Source organism: uncultured Thiodictyon sp., from assembly GCA_903837595.1.
Lineage (GTDB): Bacteria > Pseudomonadota > Gammaproteobacteria > Chromatiales > Chromatiaceae > Thiodictyon.
In genome coordinates this window covers 24,838-43,740 of record CAILVI010000006.1, presented here as the reverse complement: position 1 = coordinate 43,740, position 18,903 = coordinate 24,838, and the positions used below count along the sequence as shown (strand labels likewise).

20 protein-coding genes and 1 pseudogene are annotated in these 18,903 nt (G+C 64.6%); 9 read left to right on the top strand and 12 right to left on the bottom strand.

Annotated features, from left to right (window positions below):
* Positions 1-562: 562 nt before the first annotated feature.
* The 4 genes and pseudogenes from QZY44_RS00480 to QZY44_RS00470 form a co-directional block, all read right to left on the bottom strand.
* Positions 563-787, bottom strand: a complete 225-nt coding sequence (locus QZY44_RS00480; protein WP_295440669.1) for a DUF4926 domain-containing protein — start codon at positions 785-787, stop codon at positions 563-565.
* A gap of 26 nt (positions 788-813) precedes the next feature.
* Positions 814-1,136, bottom strand: a pseudogene (locus tag QZY44_RS35565) (DUF6883 domain-containing protein).
* 205 nt (positions 1,137-1,341) lie between these two features.
* Positions 1,342-1,647, bottom strand: a complete 306-nt coding sequence (locus QZY44_RS00475; protein ID WP_295440667.1) for a helix-turn-helix domain-containing protein — start codon at positions 1,645-1,647, stop codon at positions 1,342-1,344.
* Positions 1,634-1,954, bottom strand: a complete 321-nt coding sequence (locus QZY44_RS00470; protein ID WP_295440665.1) for a transcriptional regulator — start codon at positions 1,952-1,954, stop codon at positions 1,634-1,636. Before QZY44_RS00470 ends, QZY44_RS00475 begins: the two co-directional genes overlap by 14 nt.
* A 1,153-nt stretch (positions 1,955-3,107) precedes the next feature.
* Here QZY44_RS00470 and QZY44_RS00465 point away from each other — a divergent pair.
* Positions 3,108-3,362, top strand: coding sequence for an AbrB/MazE/SpoVT family DNA-binding domain-containing protein (locus QZY44_RS00465; RefSeq protein WP_295440663.1), 255 nt, complete (start codon positions 3,108-3,110; stop codon positions 3,360-3,362).
* Positions 3,359-3,766 carry a type II toxin-antitoxin system VapC family toxin gene (locus QZY44_RS00460; RefSeq protein WP_295440660.1) on the top strand — a complete coding sequence of 136 codons (408 nt, stop codon included), beginning with the start codon at positions 3,359-3,361 and terminating at the stop codon, positions 3,764-3,766. Before QZY44_RS00465 ends, QZY44_RS00460 begins: the two co-directional genes overlap by 4 nt.
* Before the next feature lie 308 nt (positions 3,767-4,074).
* Here the strand turns inward: QZY44_RS00460 and QZY44_RS35560 are convergent, their stop codons facing one another.
* The 7 genes from QZY44_RS35560 to QZY44_RS00415 form a co-directional block, all read right to left on the bottom strand.
* A complete protein-coding gene (locus QZY44_RS35560; protein WP_365302867.1) occupies positions 4,075-5,751 on the bottom strand; it encodes a hypothetical protein in 1,677 nt (558 codons plus the stop codon).
* Positions 5,752-5,790: 39 nt separating this feature from the next.
* On the bottom strand, positions 5,791-6,546 hold the full coding sequence (locus QZY44_RS00440; protein ID WP_295440656.1) for an ATP-binding protein: 756 nt from the start codon (positions 6,544-6,546) through the stop codon (positions 5,791-5,793).
* Between the two features lie 30 nt (positions 6,547-6,576).
* Positions 6,577-7,521: a hypothetical protein gene (locus QZY44_RS00435; RefSeq protein ID WP_295440653.1), complete on the bottom strand. Its 945-nt coding sequence runs from the start codon at positions 7,519-7,521 to the stop codon at positions 6,577-6,579.
* Positions 7,522-7,570: 49 nt separating this feature from the next.
* Positions 7,571-8,131 carry a metallophosphoesterase family protein gene (locus tag QZY44_RS00430; protein WP_295440651.1) on the bottom strand — a complete coding sequence of 187 codons (561 nt, stop codon included), beginning with the start codon at positions 8,129-8,131 and terminating at the stop codon, positions 7,571-7,573.
* 68 nt (positions 8,132-8,199) lie between these two features.
* On the bottom strand, positions 8,200-9,198 hold the full coding sequence (locus QZY44_RS00425; protein WP_295440649.1) for a zinc-dependent alcohol dehydrogenase family protein: 999 nt from the start codon (positions 9,196-9,198) through the stop codon (positions 8,200-8,202).
* Positions 9,199-9,309: 111 nt separating this feature from the next.
* Positions 9,310-9,477, bottom strand: coding sequence for a hypothetical protein (locus QZY44_RS00420; RefSeq protein WP_295440647.1), 168 nt, complete (start codon positions 9,475-9,477; stop codon positions 9,310-9,312).
* 616 nt (positions 9,478-10,093) lie between these two features.
* Complete coding sequence (locus QZY44_RS00415) at positions 10,094-10,537, bottom strand: DUF4399 domain-containing protein (RefSeq protein ID WP_295440645.1); 444 nt, start codon at positions 10,535-10,537, stop codon at positions 10,094-10,096.
* Positions 10,538-10,860: 323 nt separating this feature from the next.
* Between QZY44_RS00415 and QZY44_RS00410 the strand changes: the two genes are divergently transcribed.
* The 7 genes from QZY44_RS00410 (at position 10,861) to QZY44_RS00380 (ending at position 17,809) form a co-directional block, all read left to right on the top strand.
* Positions 10,861-11,610, top strand: coding sequence for a class I SAM-dependent methyltransferase (locus QZY44_RS00410; protein WP_295440643.1), 750 nt, complete (start codon positions 10,861-10,863; stop codon positions 11,608-11,610).
* A gap of 277 nt (positions 11,611-11,887) precedes the next feature.
* Positions 11,888-12,394 carry a 2Fe-2S iron-sulfur cluster-binding protein gene (locus QZY44_RS00405; RefSeq protein ID WP_295440641.1) on the top strand — a complete coding sequence of 169 codons (507 nt, stop codon included), beginning with the start codon at positions 11,888-11,890 and terminating at the stop codon, positions 12,392-12,394.
* An 18-nt stretch (positions 12,395-12,412) separates the two neighbouring features.
* Positions 12,413-12,991, top strand: a complete 579-nt coding sequence (locus QZY44_RS00400; RefSeq protein WP_295440639.1) for a hypothetical protein — start codon at positions 12,413-12,415, stop codon at positions 12,989-12,991.
* Positions 12,988-13,761 carry a class III cytochrome C family protein gene (locus tag QZY44_RS00395; RefSeq protein WP_295440637.1) on the top strand — a complete coding sequence of 258 codons (774 nt, stop codon included), beginning with the start codon at positions 12,988-12,990 and terminating at the stop codon, positions 13,759-13,761. The genes QZY44_RS00400 and QZY44_RS00395 overlap by 4 nt, the downstream gene beginning before the upstream one ends.
* Positions 13,762-14,202: 441 nt before the next feature.
* Positions 14,203-15,477 carry a glutamate-5-semialdehyde dehydrogenase gene (locus tag QZY44_RS00390; RefSeq protein ID WP_295440635.1) on the top strand — a complete coding sequence of 425 codons (1,275 nt, stop codon included), beginning with the start codon at positions 14,203-14,205 and terminating at the stop codon, positions 15,475-15,477.
* Positions 15,477-16,583, top strand: a complete 1,107-nt coding sequence (locus QZY44_RS00385; protein ID WP_295440633.1) for a response regulator — start codon at positions 15,477-15,479, stop codon at positions 16,581-16,583. The genes QZY44_RS00390 and QZY44_RS00385 overlap by 1 nt, the downstream gene beginning before the upstream one ends.
* A 266-nt stretch (positions 16,584-16,849) precedes the next feature.
* Entirely contained in the window at positions 16,850-17,809 is a 960-nt protein-coding gene (locus tag QZY44_RS00380; RefSeq protein ID WP_295440631.1) for a serine hydrolase, read from the top strand.
* A gap of 257 nt (positions 17,810-18,066) precedes the next feature.
* Here the strand turns inward: QZY44_RS00380 and QZY44_RS00375 are convergent, their stop codons facing one another.
* The gene (locus QZY44_RS00375; RefSeq protein WP_295440629.1) at positions 18,067-18,723 is read right to left on the bottom strand and encodes an HAD family hydrolase; all 657 of its coding nucleotides are present in this window, start codon (positions 18,721-18,723) and stop codon (positions 18,067-18,069) included.
* Positions 18,724-18,903: the final 180 nt, after the last annotated feature.

Below are 18,903 nucleotides of genomic sequence, written 5' to 3'. Positions count from 1 at the left end.
GGGACATAATCGTGAGCCGTGCTTCTTCGACGAACAGGACTACCATGCCTACCTGCAGTGGCTCGGCGAGGCGCTGGCACGCGAGCGTTGCGCGCTGCACGCCTAAGTTCTTATGACCAACCACGTCCATTTGCTGGTCACGCCCGCAAGCGCTGCATCGATTCAGCGGGTCATTATCGCCGTGGGGTGCCAGTACGTGCACTATATCAACCACAGCTACAAACAGCATCCTGTCGCCACATGAATTGTACACGGCTTTGGGCAATGGCGCCGTCGCTCGGCAACAGGCCTACCGAGACTTGTTTGTCACCGGCCTGGACGATGAACCGATCAACGAACCCCGAATGGCGTTGAACCAGAATCAGCCCATTGGGAATCAACGGTTCTACGCCCAGATCGAAGCAGCGACTGGTCAGCGGCGCGAACTCAAGAAGCGCGGGCGCCCGAAGCGGCGAAAAGACGACGAATCGCCCCCCGAGGGAGAGCTACCGCTCTAATTTAATTGAGGCTAGCCCCTTTTTCTCTCCTTTTCCCTCATACTCTATCCCGGCGTACCGCCCGATTACCCCGAAGCTGCCTGCGCTAAGTCGTAGCGCAACACCAGGAGCCGATCGGCGCCGATAGCCGTCAGGGCATAGGTCCGACCCTCGTCGTCGATGAATTCGACCTCGAATACGTCCTTGCCGAGGGACTCCACTACGGTACCGACCTGCCCCGTGAGCAGACCGCGCTCGGGCAGATCGCCGGTGAGGGCAACGACATCGAAAGGTTTAATGGGTTGGGTCATGGGGGGCTCCCGATCGATCACAGGACCTAGCAGCTGGTGAGCCGGGGGAAGTCTTCTCCGGTTCTGACGATCCAGGTGGTTCGGATTGCCGCGGCTCCCTTTGGACCGTCAATTGAGCTATCCAAATGATAGCGCCGACCATAGCATCCGCCTCGCCGGCCGTCGCGTCATGCGTGCACGCGGCGCGCAGAAAGGCGGTGCGCAGCCAGGCTGCTTCGCGGGCAGTGATGCCCAGTGCGGAGGCGAAGACCCGGGCCTTGTGCTGGCCGCGGGGATGCGCCGGATTCAGACAGTACTCCCGTAGCTTCTGAAGGTCGACAAAGGCTCGGTCGGCGTTGGGTAGGCGCATGCTCGGGTCGGTCAGGTCAGGGATTTCCGGGGACAGCATATCTAACTCAGGTTTGGCGCGACGCTGAATGAAGTAAACTGTCACCGAAACTCCACCGAAACTCCCAAGCGTACCGTTGGAGTCAGCCAGAATTTCGCCTAGCCATCCGGGGGTAAAACGCGAACATGCGCTTCAGTCCGGCATGATGTGCTTGAGGTTGAGCTTTTTATGCGAGAACTTCGCGCACGACTTCTGGGTGCTTGCGTGCGATGCGAATCAGCGCCTGCGCGGCACCAGATGGCGTTCTGCGTCCTTGCTCCCACTCTTGGAGTGTTCGCTTTGAAATGTTGAGTGCTGAAGCAAATTCGGATTGCGACAGACCAGTGCCTTGGCGCGCCTGAACGACATCGTTAACGTCGATTTCGGTGGAGCGCGCGAAGGTTCGAGCTTTCATCTCGCGTACAGATTGGAGTAGTTTTAGGCCGATTTCCTCGCCCGTCGGCACAACGTCCTTTACCTTACGAACGGTCATCTTCAATCTCCTTGCGGATTTCTTTAAGAATGTGTCCAGGGATGTTATCCCGCACGGCTTTGGGGTGGACGAGCAGCATGCACAACTCGCCAGCTTCACGGTGCGTGAAGTAGATGACTCTGACGCCTCCTTGTTTGCCCATCCCGGGCCGTGACCATCGCACCTTTCGGCAACCGCCGCTTCCCGGTATAACGTTACCAGCCTCCGGGTCGGCAGCGATCCAGGCGAAAAACTCAAGTCGTTCTTCTGTAGACCAGAGCTTTTCCGCTTCGGCGACAAATGTGTCGGTTTCGTAAATTGTTAGCACACCAAATTGTGCGTCTGCGACGTACTTTCTGCAACCCTAGCCTTAACCCGGACGCGCGGCGAGCGACGCACGGTTAGGCCATCTTTGTGTAGGTTGCTGCCGGGGCAGGGGGCGGAGGGAAACCGCGGTCTACCCCGGGTGCGGGGATTGGGGATCGGGGTCACAAAGGATCGGGGGGCAGGTCTTGCAATGACGCACCAACCCGAGAATGCTTGATTGCAAGACCTGACCCCATTCTCCTCTCCATTCTCCTCTCGAGAATGCTTGATTGCAAGACCTGACCCCATTCTCCTCTCTGACCCCATTCTCCTCTCCATTCTCCTCTCGAGAATGCTTGATTGCAAGACCTGACCCCATTCTCCTCTCTTGATTGCAAGACCTGACCCCATTCTCCTCTCTTGATTGCAAGACCTGACCCCATTCTCCTCTCCATTCTCCTCTGACCCCATTCTCCTCCATCGTGCAGTATTCGACTTGGGTCCCGGTAAGGGCGGATGTGTTTCGTGTGAACAACATGCGATAAAGCTAGACTTGGAAATGCAGAGGGAATAAGGGGGCAGGCTCAATAAAATCCAGCTGGCGGCAAACAAATTAATTGAGCCTGGCTCCTTTTCGCGTATTCGTTGTCTGTCCCCGTTTTCCGGTCCCCGTTTTCCGTTTGTGGGACCTAAACTGGGCATTCGTGAGGCTCCGCAGGCGTGGCTAAGGAGGCTGTTGGAGGTGAAGTGTAGACCATTTTTCGGATGCTGCGCGAGAGTCTTGATCGTCGTTTCGGCCAGTCCGCGATAGTCTGGGAGCCCGCGGCGGCCGAGAGGTTACCGTCCGTGGCGCCGGATTGCTGCGTCCCGGTCGGAATGACAATCAAGGCCGGAATGGGCCTTGGTCGTCGTTTCGGCCACCTCGGGGCCAGAGTCCAAGGCTTCAGCCTTGGATGGACAGGACCAAGGCTGAAGCCTTGGACTCCCCAACGGCTGCTGGCCGGACGCAGATCAAGGGGCCGTTGCCGGTGGAAGCTGGGCGTTGAGGAGCAGGTTGCCCCCCGAAAGTGCGCTACGTGCCTCACCGTATCCTCCGGCCCTTGATCCGTCACACCGATCCCGATATGTTTCACGAGCGCCCTTGCTCTGATCGAGATATCCCGCGAGAACCGCCTATGACCACCGTCGTCGTTTCCTGCAAAGGTCAGATCCAACTGCCAGCTGCGCTACGTCGGCGCTTGGGCCTGGGTACCGGCACACAACTCGAATTGCTGGAGGAGGGCGACGGACTGCGACTGCGCGTGGTCCGCGCCGAGCCCAGTGTCGATCTCACTGGGCTTGCCGGTCTGGTGACGGCACCGTCACGGGGCGTTCCGCGCCGTCTGGAAGACTTCGACCCGGCGACATTGACGGCGCGCAAGCGTTCGTGAAGTCGCTCGATACCAACGTCTTGGCCCGGTTCTTCATTGATGATCCGGACGACGCGCAAGCCGCTCTGCAACGTCCGGTTGCCGTGACAGCCATGTCAGCACCCGCCTTGATCACAGTCACGGTGCTATTGGAGTTCGAGTGGGTCATGCGCGGCTTCTATGACCTGCCACGCTCCGAGGTTGCGCGGGTACTGCGCGCCCTGACGGGCATCGGGCACATCTTGATCGAAGACCGTGCCGCGGTCATCGCCGCACTGGATGCCTTCGATTCCGGACTCGATTTCGCTGATGCACTGCACCTCGCCCGCAGCCAGCACGCAAGCGCGTTCGTCACCTTCGACCGCCGACTTGCCAAACGCGCCGGACCGCTGGAGCTGATGCCCAAGGTCGAGTGGCTGGGTTGAGTCGGCCATGGGCAGCAGGGGTCACAGGGGAGCCCGAGATACCTGAGTCGTGGCGTTGATCATAACTCCGGCCATCCGGCCATCCGGCCTCTCGTGACACCGATCCAGAGACTTAGCAAGTATTCGCAGACACCAAACCCCGCCGCGTCTGGGAGCGCCGACAGTCTGTCGGCGACGGCGCGAAGCGCCGTTGGATCCTCGCGAAAACAAGGCCCTTTGCGATTCACCGCGAAACCGCGAACCGCCTGCGGCGGTTGGTCGGCAGAATGTCGGCGCTCCCAGGCGCTCCGCGCCGGGAGCGCCGGCGCCTATTCCTTGGTATGCAGCGCCTCAAAGAGCGGTCGCAGCAGAGTCTCGGCCCAATGGACAAATGCGCCGTCGGCGCAGAGTGAGTCAAACCCCGAATAGGCACGCGCCAGATAGGCGTCGGTCTCTACCTCGCCGCGTTGTGGGTCGGCACCCTCGTATACCTTGCGGGCGGCGGACTCCTGGCCGGTCTTGAGCCAGGCAAAGGCGGTCTTGGCGGTGAGCGGCAGCGGTTGGCGCATGCCCGCGCGCCAGGCGGTCAGGAGATCGCTCAAGAGCGCCTGCGCCTGCTCGATGGTGAGTGGTTTCAGCTCGACATCGCCCACCTTGCTGATGACCTGGGTGGTGAGTGGCGCGCCGGCCAGGTGCCCGGCGAGATGCATGACCCAGTGACGGATGATGACTTCTGCGCGGTATTGCTTGTCCTTGACCAGATCGCTGGACTCCAGCACTACCCGGCCCCGCTCGCCGGCCGCATCGATGCGTAGTCCGCCGAGCCAGTCCGCTAGCGGCGGCAATTGCGCGTCCGCGGCCTCAAAGCGGATCGGCGCCTCTTCCTCAATGGTGCGCGGCCAGCGGGCGAGCGCCTTTTGATAGCGCTCGAACAGGTCGTCCATGGGGGCGACCAACTCCGCGGCGAGGGCCTCGCCAGAGGCCCCGGCGGCCAGGTCGCCGCGGCGGCGGATGCGATCCATCCGCTCGGCACGGGCGGGCTCGATCGTCTCATCCCGCGCCAGCGCCGCGGCCTGGACGTGGATCAATTCGTTCTGGAGTTGCCAACGCTCCAGCCCATCCAGTGCAAAGGGTTCCTGGTCCTCGCCGGGGCCTTCATCGTCCTCGAAATAGACGCCGAGTCGTTGACGGAAAAAGGTCTTGAAAAGAGATAGCGGTCGTCCTCGCGCCGCGAGCGGTCGCCCGGCCGATAGTCCCGGCCCATGAGGTCGAAATCCATGGGCTTGCGTTGGCGCGGGTAGTCGCTGTCGTTCATGCCGAGCAGGCAGACCTGACGGAAGGGGATGGCGCGCATGGGCATGAGGGTGGCGAGGGTGACGGCGCCGGCAAAGAAGCGCTGCGAGAGGCTTCCCGCGTCGAGCCGCGACAGCCAATACTCGCCGACGATCGACAGCGGCAGCAGCTGGGTGAGCGCGGCCTCGTCGCAGACCGAAGCGCCAGGTGTGTTGGGTCTGCGCCTCGGGTTGGGGCGGCAGGTCGAGGCTCGCGTGCTGCTCGGCATGGAGGCCCCAGCGGACGTTGGCGCCCCGCGCCCAGCGATGCAGCCGCGGCAGGTCATCGGCGTCGATCCCGAAGCACCGACGCAGGGCCGGGACATCCAGCAGGTCGAGCAGGTCGCTCACCGCGAGCCGCGACTGGGGCAGGGCTAGCAGTGTCGCCAGGGTCTGGACCAGCGGATCGGTGGCGCGCTGGCCCTGGTCGGCGACGCTGTAGGGGATGAAGCGCGGATCGCTGCGATCGAGCAACCCGAACACCGCCTGGATGTAGGGTGCATAGGCGTCGATGTCCGGTACCATGACGATGCGGTCGCGCGGGGTCAGGCTCGGGTCGGCATTGAAGGCGGCGAGCAACTGGTCGTGCAGGACCTCGACCTCGCGCTGGGGGCCGTGGGCGAGTTTCCGACATATCCAAGAGAAATCAGTGGCGCTTGCGCGCCGGACCGGCAAAAAGGCCTCGACCAGTGGCCGGAACGGTGATCAAGGCCCTCATGGGTGAGCCCCCGCGTCATCCGGCAGTCCCCCCTCGGTCATGATGGGTCGCATGGCGTGCAGCAGGTTGCCGAAGAGGTTGGGCTGCCCGACCTCCTCGCGCGCCAGCAGCGCCTTCATGTGCTCGCGGCGGGTGGGCATGGTGAAACAGGCAGGGCAACTGTCCGCTACCACCGGCAGGGCCGCCGCGCGGGCATAGTCCGTGGTCTGGCGCTCGCGGCAATAGGCCAGCGGGCGGATGATGCGCACATCCCCGACCGTGTTGACATAGTGTGCCTTCATGGTGCGCAACTGGCCGTTGTGGAAGATGGACATCAGCAGGCTCTGTGCCAGGTCGTCCAAGTGCTGGCCCAGGGCCAGGCAGTTGTAGCCGTGCTCCCGGCAGATGCGGTACATGATGCCCCGCTTCATCCGCGAGCAGTAGGCGCAGAAGGAGTCGCCGTTCATGTGCGTGCGCGCCTGCGCGATCAGTGGCTGGCGGATGTAGTGCCAGGTGATATCGGGGTAGCAGCCCGGTAGGTGCGAGGGGTCGAAGCCCGGTACCTCCGGGTCCACGGTCAGCACCGCCAGCTCAAAGCGCACCGGGGCATAGGTTTGCAGGTGCCGCAGGATCTGCAACAGCGACAGCGAGTCCTTACCGCCGGAGACGCCGAGCAGGAGGCGGTCGCCCTCGCGGATCATGCGGTAATCCGCGATGGCACGGCCGACCTGGCGCAGGAGTGATTTTGGGGGTTTCGGGCGAGTGTCGGCCATGGGCTGTTGTCAATCCTCTTCGATGGATGCTTATTCTGAAAAATGCGCACCAGGGAAAATGCCGGATATCCAGGATTGCTGTCGTGCAATGCGTGCAAACCAGGACGAGTCACCATAGCTGGCGGTCCCCGAACCATCGGAGTTGACCCCCACCATCACCCAGCTTTCCTGTACCTGCATCCAGGCGGAGCCACCGCTGTCGCCCGAGCCTAAGAGTCCCACCAGGCGCGTTGCCGGCTCGCTCGCGCCGCCGTAAGGATTGGGAATGCTGCCGTCCTCCTTCGGCAGATAGACGCCGATATAGTTACCGGCTTCACCGTTGCGGGGCAGTGGCTTGACGATATCGACCCACTCATCGGCAACGCCTTGAGCGGCGGCCTTGTCGGAGCCGTGGTAGAAACGCTCCTGTTCGCCGGTCGAGCCGATGCCGCGACTACCGAAGCCGATGAACGTTATCAGTTTTCCCGCTTCTGCGTGGCCGCTGTACAGGACGGGCGGTGGTCCCAGATCGGCCAACGGGTCGGGCAGCCGCACGAGTGCAAAATCGCAACCGGTGCGCGTGTCGGCATCACCGTTCCACTGCGGATGCACCCAAATCCGGTCGGGATGATGGATGGCGCCATCCGGCGAGCGTATCGCATAGGCCTCCGGATCGGCTGGCCGCTCATAGATATGGGCCGCGGTCAGGATGTAGGCGTGGTCCTCATCGTTGCCGATCCAGGTACCTGACGCCTCGCCCCAGGTCTCGTCATCGCTGGCAAAGGCGAGTACGGCGCGAAATTGCGGCTGCGCTGCCAAGCGCAGATGGGCGCCAAAGCCCGCCCATGGCTGACGCTTGGTGCCACCTTCTTCGCGCCAGGTCGTATCGAGTATGGTGACGGCCTGGGCGACCAGGGTAAACCCGAGCAAGCCGGTCGCCGCCGCCAGGAGATAGAGTCGCCGCAAGACCCGCGCATCACGCACATTGAAAATCATGTGATTCGTCCTCTTGGCGAGCTTGGCGCCTTGGCGTGAGATATTCAGGCTAACGAGGCAGCGGCGGGAAGCGCAGTGCCGTGACCTCCCAGCGCCCGGTGGTGGCGGTCAGCATCAGGCAGGAGGGGCCGCCGTCGGTGCGGGTCCGCCCGGCGGCACCGGGGTTGAGGACCCAGGGCAGGGTGTCCTGATCCAACGCCAGGCGGTGGCTGTGGCCGTAGACCAGCACGCGGGCGTCCGGGAAGCGGTGGCGCAGCCGCTCGTGGCGTACCCGCGCCGGGGTCCGGTGGCCGTGGACCACCACCAGGGTGCCGCCCGGCAGGTCGATCCGGGTGTGTGTGGGAATGGTTGCGAGCAGCGCCTGGTCCACGGCCGGCCACTGGATCGGGTGATCATTGTTGCCCCGCACCGCATAGATGAGGCCGCGGCGCGGCCGCAGTCTGGCGAGGACCGCGGCATTGCCGATGTCCCCGCCGTGGATCGCCAGGTCGCAGTCGGCGACCACCGCGAGTACCCGCGGATCCACCCAGCCGTGGGTGTCCGCGAGGATCGCGACCCGCACCTGGTCGTCGTGACCGTCCGTTGGCTTGGTCGGTGTGGCATCCGTCATGTCGAGTCCAGCGGTCGTCTTGCATCGGCTTCCCGGGTCGCGCGCGGGCGGTGCCCGGCGTGCGCTGCTCAATCCATCGTCAGGGCGAGCTTGCCGGTCACGTGGCCGGCCCCGATCAGGGTGTGGGCCGCCGCGGCCTGGGCCAGGGGGAAGGTCTGCGAGACGTGGATCTTGAGCTCCCCGTTGTCGATCAGCTTGCCGCAGCGGCGCAGGATCTCGCCCTGGTGGGTGAGCGCCCGCGGCAGGTTGCGCAATTGGGGCGTGAGCATCAGTTCCAGGCTCAGGCGCAGATTGCGCACGCGCGCCTCTTTCAGGTCCAGGTCCGGCCCGGGGTCCAGGATGGTGACCAGATTGCCGTAGTGGGCCATGGCCGGGATGCTCTGACGGAAACACGCCGCCCCCACCGTGTCCAGCGCCACGTCCACCCCGTGCCCGCCGGTCCAGTGCATCACCGCCGCGACCAGGTCCTCCTCCCGGTAATTGATGCAGTACTCGGCCCCCAACGAGTGGGCAAAATCGGCCTTCTCCGGGCCGCTCACCGTGGTGCAGACCCGTGCCCCGGCGATGCGGGCGAGTTGGATCGCCACATGGCCCACACCCCCGGCCCCGGCGTGGACAAGCACGGTTTGACCGGCGGTGAGGCCCGCCCGGTCGCTTAGCGCCTCCCAGGCGGTCAGCAGCACCAGGGGCGCGGCGGCGGCCTGCGCGAACGTCAGCGCGCGCGGCTTGGGCTGGGCCAGGTGGTTGTCGAGGCAGATATATTCGGCATAGTTGCCGACCGGGCCGCCCAACCCGCCGTGACAGAACCAGACCTCATCGCCGGGCTTGAAGCGGGTCACGTCCGCGCCGACTGCCTCGACCACGCCCGCCCCGTCGCAGCCCAGGACGGCCGGCAACCCGGCGGGCAGCAGCGCGCCGTGGGTGCGGATCTTGGTGTCGACCGGGTTCACGCCGGCGGCCATCAACCGCACCAGAATGTCTTGCGGACCAGTTAGTTCGGGACGGGGACGCTCTGTCAGTCGCAGGACCGCGGGGCCGCCGGTCTCACGTATCTCGATCACTTTCATTGGCAACACTCACCGACTTATCGCAGCAAAGACGCTAACAGTAGCCTTGTCGCCGTGCACCTGACAACACCGTGATTGATACAAACCATAGAAAAACGGGCTCGCCGGCCGCTACCAGCGCCGCCAAACCGTGTAATCGGGTCCGTCGCTGAGTGCCAGTCCGATCTGGTGGCGCATGGCCATCTCGTCGGTGAAGCCGCTGGCCGTCTCGATCGCCCCGACGTAATACATGCTAAAGCTGTCGTCGGGCATCGGCACGATGCAGGGCGTGCCGACCATGTAGGCGTCCCAGCGCCCGGAGCCACTGGGTGCATGGGCGAAGATGGAACCGTTGGTCTCAGGGCCGGGGCGTCTGACCCAATGGACCGCATCGCGCGAGGACGCGAGTCCGATCGAGCGATGGCCATCGGCAGTGACGCCCTCGTATGCAGGCCGTCACGCGAGATCGCGCAGCCGGGACGCAGGTTCATGCCCTTGACTGCAAACTGCCCGAACTGCTGGCGACTGTGGTCGCCGCCGAGGTACCACATCCAGTAGAGGCCGTCGTGCTCATGCACGTCGCTCCCGCCGACATGGGCGGAATCGAACCGCGCGGGGTCCGAGTGGGCCTCGAAGACCGATCCGCCGGTGAGCGGCCCCGGTACCCGCTGCCAGGTCAGACCGTCCGCGGATTGCGCGAGACCACAACGCCCGCTTGCCAGGTTGATCTCGCGATCAAACCGGGTGTCGCGGCCGTAGTACCACATCCGCCAGGTTCCGTCCGCTGCGCGCAGCACCCGCGGCCCCGAGACCCGCTCGTCGTCCCAGGCCCCGGCCGGCCCCGGCCCGAACAGCAATCCGGCGGGGCGATCAGTTGCATCTGCTAGGCTGTCCAAGGCTTACTCCTGCCTGCCCGCTACTGAACGGTGACGGTGACCTTTTCGGACACAATGGGCGGGTCGAAGGGGATGTGGCTCTTATCCCCCAAGATGAGTTGAAGTGTGTGGGGGCCGGGCGGCAGGGTGACCTGGGTCTCCGTCTGACCGCCGCCGAAATGGATGACACTCTTGGGTAAGGGCTGATCGAGCGGCGGCAACTCGGCGGCGTCGATCAGCAGGTGGTGGTGCCCGGTCTTGGGCAGGTCAATCCCGGCGGGGGCGACGCCCATGCCGACCAACCCGAACTGGACCTTGAAGGTCTGTGGTACGGTGGCGCCGTCCTTGGGGGTGATGATGTAGACTTGGGCGCCCGGGGTGGCCGGGGTGCGTTCGGCGAGCGCCGCTGTGCAGTAAAGCCCGGCGCTCAGGGCCGCGGCCATGCCGGCGATGAGGGTGGTGCGGCGGGGTGTCCGGGTAAACATGCTGGAGTCTCCGAATGGGTTGACGCACGGGGGTACAAACAACAACCGATGCGGCCTACATCTGGAGCCGCGGCACCTTTTTCAACCGGTGCGGCAAGCGCTTCCTGTGCCGCGGTGCGGCGGCACCGGCGCGTTCGCGCGCGCAGCGCAGTGCCCGCGGGTCCGCTTGTCGGGTCCCCGCTGCGCGTCTAGAATCACCGTCTTACCCGCGGTGCAGCGGTGAATTTCCGGCCCATGAGGTGGCTGCTGTGGCGCTATACCTCATTCGCCGCCGCCCCATCGACGCTATGCTTGGATCTTAATCTTCGGCTTTATCAGATATCATGTCGGTGCGCGAGCGAATAAGAGAACTCAAGCATTCCAGATTTGCCGGATGGCGGTTCGTGTATCGCTGCCTCAGGCAAGGCCTTCTGGGAATTGAGTTTTTCTCAAACCGTCGGTTTCGCGCCGAGACCTTGACCAAGCTGCGCTTCGGCAAGCACTTTCATCAGTCAGCGACCTTTACCGCCCCCGATCGTTACCCTGTTGTTTTTAGAGCATGCGCCGACTATTTGTCATCAATCGAGAAGCCCCGGATACTGTCTTTTGGCTGCTCGACCGGTGAGGAGGTCGAGACCCTTGGTCATTATTTTCCGGCGGCCACGATTGTCGGTGTTGACATTAATGACTGGAGCCTGAGGCAATGCCGAAAGAAGTATAAGGAACAGCGCTTTTCTTTCCTCCATCGGCTGTCTCCCGAATTCGACGCGGCGCAGGATTTCGACGCGGTGTTTTGTATGGCCGTTTTGCAACGGACAGAAAACCGCACCACCGGCGACAACTCAGCTGCCCAAGGCTTTCTGTTTGGACAGTTTGAAGAGGAGGTGGCGCTATTGCATCAGAAAGTCAAATCAGGCGGATTGTTCGTGATCGACAACGCTGACTTTAGCTTTATGGATACCAGCTGCGCCGAACATTACATCCCCCTGCCGTTTATCAAGAACCAACTGCGTCGCGAGCGGCCGGCGTTTGATCGAAATAATCGGAAAATAGCGCAATCACAGTATTATTACCGGGTATTCGCTAAAGGCTAATCGAAGCGACCGAATGCGGGGCACCCTGCCCGGTCCGCTTGATCGCGTCGCTGCCGAGCTGCGCGTGGGTCTGCATGACCGCTTGCTCACTATTTGGGGGCCTTGCGTGTATTGGCCAGGGGGGCGCCCCTGCCTGACGATTCGCTGACAGTCATGGTCAGACTCCGTTCACACCCCTGCGGATAGTCTTGCACGCAACACCGGTCCGGGCCACTGCCCGGACGGTCGGGCGGTACCGATTCGCCCGGATGACACCCGCAGGCAGACCCTACAAATCATGAATACCGCAACCCTTGCATTCTTCATCGGCTCCGCGATCCTCGCTCAGGTGCTCACGCTCGCACTGCTGGGGTTCTATCGCCAGCGCGGCCGCTACCTGGCCCTGGTATCGGGGGCGGCCCGGGCCGCCGCACCGCTGCCGCGGCGCGCCACGACCGCTCCCGTCCAGGCCCCGGCCGCATCCGGCGTTGCCGCCGCGATACCGGCGGTTGGCGAGCCGGGCGCCCCGATGATGCCGCCCGCGACCGCACCGGTGATGGTCCACTTCAGTCGCTCCGGTAGGCAGGCGCGTTGGACCCCGGGCAGTGGCTCACTGCTGGACCTGGCGGAGGCGACGGGCGTCCCGGTGGCCCCTGGTTGTCGGGTCGGCAGTTGCGGCTGCTGCGAGACGGCCGTCGAGTCGGGCGAGGTGGCTTACGCCAAGACGCCCGAGGTCCGCATCGAGTCTGGCCATTGCCTGCTGTGCATCGGTACCGCGCAGGGCGATCTCACACTGGCACTCTGATCGCGGGTCCCCCTGACCATGAACCGATCGATCATCTCTGCCGAGGTCCTGCCGTTCCTCGGCCGCTTCGGGGCCTTGGTGCTGGCGACCCTCATCGTCGACGTCTTCCTGCACCTGTTGGGACTCGCCTGGGTCGGACGGTATCTGGGCATCCCGGGCACCCTGCTGATCCTGCTCTCGTTCTTCTATTCGATGCGCAAGCGTAAGCTCATCGCGATCGGCCGACCCAAGACCCTGCTGCGGATGCATGAGGTCTTCACCTGGCTGGGGGCGCTGATGATCCTGGTGCATGCCGGCATCCACGTTTATGCCATCCTGCCCTGGCTGGCCCTGATCGCGCTCCTGGTGACGGTGCTCAGCGGGATGACGGGCGAATATCTGCTGGAGCGCGGGCGGCGCCACCTGGCGGCCAAGCGGGCGGAGCAGGCGGCGGCCGGGCTCGCGCCGGTGGCCGTGGAGCAGGAGGTCTTCTGGGACACGGTGACGGTGGATGCGATGAAGCAGTGGCGCACCGTCCACTTCCCCATCACGCTGGCCTTCGGCGTGCTCGGGCTCGCGCATATCCTCTCCATTCTTGTGTTCTGGCAGTGGCGATGAACCGCCAGCGGGTCTTCTATGTGGTGGCCGCCAATCTGGTGGTCCTGCTGGCGCTGGTGCTGCTCTATCCGCACCTGATGATCGCCCCCGGCCACCTGATCAAGGCCCACGCGGCGCTCGAGCATGATTGCTTCGCCTGCCATACCCCCTTGCTCGGCAGCCGCCCGGCCCGTTGTCAACAGTGCCACCGGCCCAACGAAATCGGCCTGGTGACGACCAAGGGCCTGCCGATTGTCGATACGGCCAAGCTCACCCCCTTTCATCAGGGGTTGGTGGAGCGCGATTGCGTGGCCTGCCACAGTGATCACCGCGGGGTGCGGCCGTACCGCCAGATCGCCCGCTTCTCGCACCGCTTGTTGCAGGGCAGCCTGTTGGAACAGTGCAGCGGCTGTCACCGCGCGCCCAAGAACGAACTGCACCAGGCGCTCACCGGCAACTGCGGTCAATGCCATAACCAGCAGGCCTGGACCCCGGCCACCTTCGATCACGACCGGTTTTTCCGGCTGGACGGGGACCACAACACCACCTGTATCACCTGTCACCGCGGGAACGACTACACCCGCTACACCTGTTACGGTTGCCACGAGCACTCACGCGCCGGCATCCGCGAAAAGCATGTGGAGGAGGGCATCTACAATTTCGATGCCTGTGTGGAGTGCCACCGCAGCGGCGACGACAAAGAGGGCGGGCACCAGGGCCGTTCAGGAAAGCGTGGCGAGGGCAAGGACGGTGACGCGGACGAGGACGAAGAGAAAGAAGACGACGACTGACGCGGGTAGTGGCCGACCGCGATCGCCGTCGCCTCGCAGGATGCGGGACCCAGCGCCGGTTAACCTAAATCCGGGAATTGCTCACGCCAAGGCGCCAGGTTCGCCAAGAAATACAGCAAATAACCCAGGCAGCCAAGTCACCGTTGGGGTGAATGGCCCGGCGCCGATAACAGACTGAAAAACCTTGGCGAGCTTGGCGCCTTGGTGTGACAACTGCCGTTCTTAGGGTTAATCACCCGGGAAGATGCCGAAGCGGGTGAACCTGTCCGCCCGGCTCCCTGCCGCCAGGTCACGAACCGCCGCCACGGCGCGCAGGTTCGATCGCCGCTGCTGCGCCCCGCAGCGCCAACCACCCGAAAACTGATATGATCCCGCGACAGACTCCGCGGGTGCGCGTCGCTTGCGGCCCCCTGCACTGGCCCATTGCAGACCGGAAGGACCATGACCGAGACCCCGATTGCCGATGTCGCCGGCTATATGGCTGACCTCGGGCGGCGCGCCCGCGCCGCCTCGCGTGCCCTGGCCCGCGCTACTACCTGCGACAAGGACGCGGCCTTGCTGGCCATCGCGCAGCGCATCAAGGCGGACCGCGCGGCCATCCAGGACGCCAACCGCGCCGATCTCAACGCCGGGGCCGCCAAGGGCCTGGATGCGGCCATGCTGGATCGTTTGGAACTCACCCCCGGGCGCATTGATGCGATGTGTGAGGGGCTGCGTCAGATCGCCGCTCTGCCGGACCCCATCGGTGCCATCACCGACCTCAACTACCGGCCCTCCGGTATCCAGGTCGGGCGGATGCGGGTGCCGTTGGGGGTCGTCGGCATCATCTACGAATCCCGCCCCAATGTGACCGCGGACGCCGCCGGGCTCTGTCTGAAGTCAGGCAACGCCACCGTGCTGCGCGGCGGTTCCGAGTCCTTGGCCTCCAACCAGGCGATCGCCGCCTGCATCCGGGCTGGCCTCACGCAGGCCGGACTGCCGACGGATGGGGTCCAGGTGGTCGCCACCACCGACCGCGCCGCGGTGGGGGCCATGATCGCCATGCCCGAATGTATCGATGTCATCATCCCGCGCGGCGGCAAGGGGTTGATCGAGCGCATCAGCCGCGACGCGCGGGTGCCGGTGATCAAACACCTGGACGGCATCTGTCACGTCTATATCGACGCCGCGGCGGACCCGCAGATGGCGCTGCGTATCGTCATGAACGCCAAGACCCAGCGCTACGGCACCTGCAACACGCTGGAGACCCTGCTGGTAGACGCCCCGGTTGCCGAGACCATCCTGCCGCCGATCGCTGCCGCCCTGGCCGCGGCCGGGGTGGAATTGCGCGGCTGCCCGCGCACCCTTGATGTGGTTCCCTACGCGCAGCCCGCGACCGCAGAGGATTGGGACACCGAGTATCTGGCCCCGGTCCTCGCCATCCGGGTCGTGGACGGGCTCGATGACGCGATGGACCACATCGCCCGCCACGGCTCCGCCCACACCGACGCCATCGTCACCCAAGACTATGGCCGGGCCCGCCGTTTCCTGCGTGAGGTGGACTCCAGTTCCGTGATGGTCAACGCCAGCACCCGCTTCGCCGACGGTTTCGAGTACGGTTTGGGTGCCGAGATCGGCATCAGCACGGACAAGTTCCACGCCCGCGGGCCGGTGGGGCTGGAAGGGTTGACTTCACTTAAATTCGTGGTGTTGGGTAATGGGGAGGTCCGCGGCTGATGAAGATCCTGCTGGTTGATGATTCAAAGTCCGCCCGTTACGCCCTGCGGCTTGCGCTGCAGCGCCTGGGCGTGGAGGTCGAACTCGCGGAGTCCGCGGAGGCCGCTTTCCAGGTTCTGGCGGGCAGCCTGCCGGATGCCATCCTGATGGATCACATGATGCCCGGGCTCAGCGGTTTTGAGGCCCTCGACGTCATCCGCGCGGACCCCCGGACCGCGCAGATCCCGGTGGTGATGTGTACCTCCCATGAGGCAGCGGACTTTGCGGCGGACGCCCGACGCCGCGGTGCGGTCGGTGTGCTGCCCAAGTCGATGGCCGCGGAACGGCTCCCCGACCTCCTGAGCGGCTTGCAAAGCGCTCTCGATCAAGTCCTGCCGACGGTTCAGGCAGTGCCCACACCAGTCGCCCAGCCGGCTGCCCCACAGGTCGCCGTCTCCCTGGGCGTGCCGGAGCGGACCTTGGCCCTGGACCCGGAACTGGTGCGACTGATCGAGCACCGCATCGACGCCTGTATGACCGGCATGATCGAGCCGCTGATGCAGGACCTGGAGCGGAACCTCAACGAGCGCCTGCTGGCGACAACCCGAAAACTGATCCAGTCGCAAACCGAGGCACAAGCCGAGTCCCAAGCGGCGGAGACCCGCGAACTGATCGCGGCACGCCTGGCCGACGAGCGTCAAGCGGCGCGGCGGCTTCAGACCGAGGCCATCACCGCGCAGTGTCAGTCGGCCGTCGCCCAACTGATTGGGGAGGCCGTGTCTGAAAAGGTAAGGGTCGGGCTTGAGACCGAGCGCGACCAGATCATGGCCCTGGTCAATCAATGCCTGCGGGAATTCTCTGCGGATGGCACGACCGCGGCGCAGCGCGACGCGGAGCGGCGGGCGGCACTCGACGAGGTCATCACCGCCAAGACAATCGAGACCACCGAGGTCGCCAAGCGCGAGGCGAGCGAGGCCGCCGCGGGGGCCGTGGCACAGGCCCAACGGATTTCGGACGCGATGATGAAGGAGGTCCGCCGCCGCCTGACATGGCTCTACGTCGCCGTCGTGGGGACGTTGCTGATCGGTGGCCTGATCGTGTCCGTTATCTTTTATTCGCCCCACTGAGCGCACCGCCAAGGCCACGCAGCCGGCTGCGGTGTGACTTCAGATAGGCGTCGGATACCGCTGACTTGGTGGGAGTTTTGTACTGACGGACCCCTTGCCATCGGCGGCAGGTGCGCCTATTCTTTTCACCGATTGCCGCCGTCGAGCGAGTTGACCGTCGCTGACCTCACAGGTACTTCCCGCTCAGACCGCCGAACGACCGCCCGGGCACCGGCATCAGCGTGCGCCCGCGGCGGCGCCATTATTCACTTCGGAGAGGGGAATCGATGATGTACGAACCAACGCGCGACAGCGATCGTCCGGAACTGTTCAACCAGGATGTCTTCCTGACGCGGCGGCGGTTCCTTGAGGCACTGGCCGCCACCTCGGCCGGCCTGCTGTGTGGAGCCCCGAGTTTCGCCCGCGCCGACTACGCGGCCAGCTCCGGGTTACAGCGCCAAGTGCAGGAACTGCTCTACCGCATGCAGGCCGAGGGGCTGCTCGCGCCGGGCGAGCGCACCGCTTGGTCGGTCTATGACTTCAACGCGGGCAAGAAGCTCCTGTCGATCAACGAGGATGCCCCGCGCCAGGCGGCGAGCATGATCAAACCATTCGTTGCCCAGGCCTATTTCTTCGAGGTCAAGAACTCGCGCGGGCAGGTCCGCTACACGGAGGACGTGCGCGAGACCATGGAGCGCTCGATTCAGCACAGCAACAACGCCGCTACCAACAGACTCATGGACCTGGTGAGCTCCCACCAGTCCGGGCGCGGGCCACGCGACGTGGAGGTCGTGCTGAAGAGCAACGCCCCGGCGGTCTTTCAACAGACGCGCGTGGTCGAGAAGATCCCGGTCACCGGTCGAACCTTTAATAACCTTGCCTCGGCCGGTGATTACACCCGCTTCCTCATCTCGCTCTGGCAGGACCGCCTGCCATACAGCGGCGAACTGAAGGGACTGATGAGCCTACCCAACCGCGACCGCATCTGCCAGGGTGTGGATTCGATGCCGCCCGGGGTGCGGGTCTATGACAAAACCGGCTCGACCTCGCAGCTGTGCGGCGACATGGGCATTATCGATGCGCCGAGCTACTCCGGCCGGCGGGCGCCCTATATCTTCGTCGGCATCATCGAGCGCCCCTACAGCGCCGGCAACTACCACTCCTGGATCACCCGGCGCAGCAACGCCATCCGCGCGGTGTCCAATCTGGTGTATCTGGATATGAAGGCGCGCTATCGGTTGGCGTGATGGCGGGTGTACCGGCGGCGCATCTGCTGTCAAGCGCAGTCCGCAAGTTGCTCACGCCAAGGCGCCAAGGAAGATTCATCCGCTCGTGATTCCGCACGCTGTCACGCCGGTGTCAGGCGTTGCGCGCCACGTGCGCCGATGGTCGGTATAACGGCTCAGCCTGAGTGCTGCGGCCAGCGCCAGGGGAGGCCGAACGGGGCGCCCGAGCTGGACCGGCCATCGATCCAAACCCGGGTAGCCCGGTCTTCAAGGCCCGCTCACCCCCGCAGCGACATGATCGGCCAGCCGCGCGCCAGTGCCGCCTCGCGCAGTTGCGGGTCCGGGTCTACGGCTACCGGGCGGTCCACCTGCTCGAGCAACGGCAGGTCGTTGTGTGAGTCGCTGTAGAAGCTGCTGCCGGCCAGGGTCTCGCCATGGGCCTTGAGCCAGTCATCCAGGCGCCGCACCTTGCCCTCGCGGAAGGCGGGGATGCCCGCGACCGCGCCGGTGTAGCGACCGTCCACTTGCTCCGGCTCGGTGGCGATCAGGTGGGCGATGCCGAACCGCTCCGCGATGGGCGCACCGACGAAGGTGTTGGTGGCGGTGATGATCAGCAGGGTATCCCCCGCAGCGCGGTGCTCGGCGATCAGGTCATGGGCGGCGGGTAGCATCAGCGGCGCAATCACCTCACCGACAAAGCGTTCACGCAGGGCCTCGAGCAGGTCCCGCGGGTGCTCGCGCAGGGGGCTCAGGGCAAAGCGCAGGAAGGCGTCGATATCCAGGGTTCCGTCGCGGTAGTCCTGGTAAAAGCGATCGTTGGCGCGGGCGTACGCCGCGCCGTCCACCAGTTCGTGGGCGACCAAAAAGCCCCCCCAGAGGTGATCTGAGTCCCCTGCGATGAGGGTGTTGTCGAGGTCAAAAATCGCTAAGGCCATGGTATGGTTCCTCCTTTTGCCGTCGCGCCCGGGCGGGGACGGGGGTGCCGGGGTCGGGTGCATTGTGCCTTAAGATTCGTTCGGGGGCGCGCGTGCCGCGGTGCCGCGCGCAGGGTCCCGAAAACCGTCGGGAAAGCCTTTGAACGGCAATTGCTTATGCAATCCTTTCCTTGCCGCTTG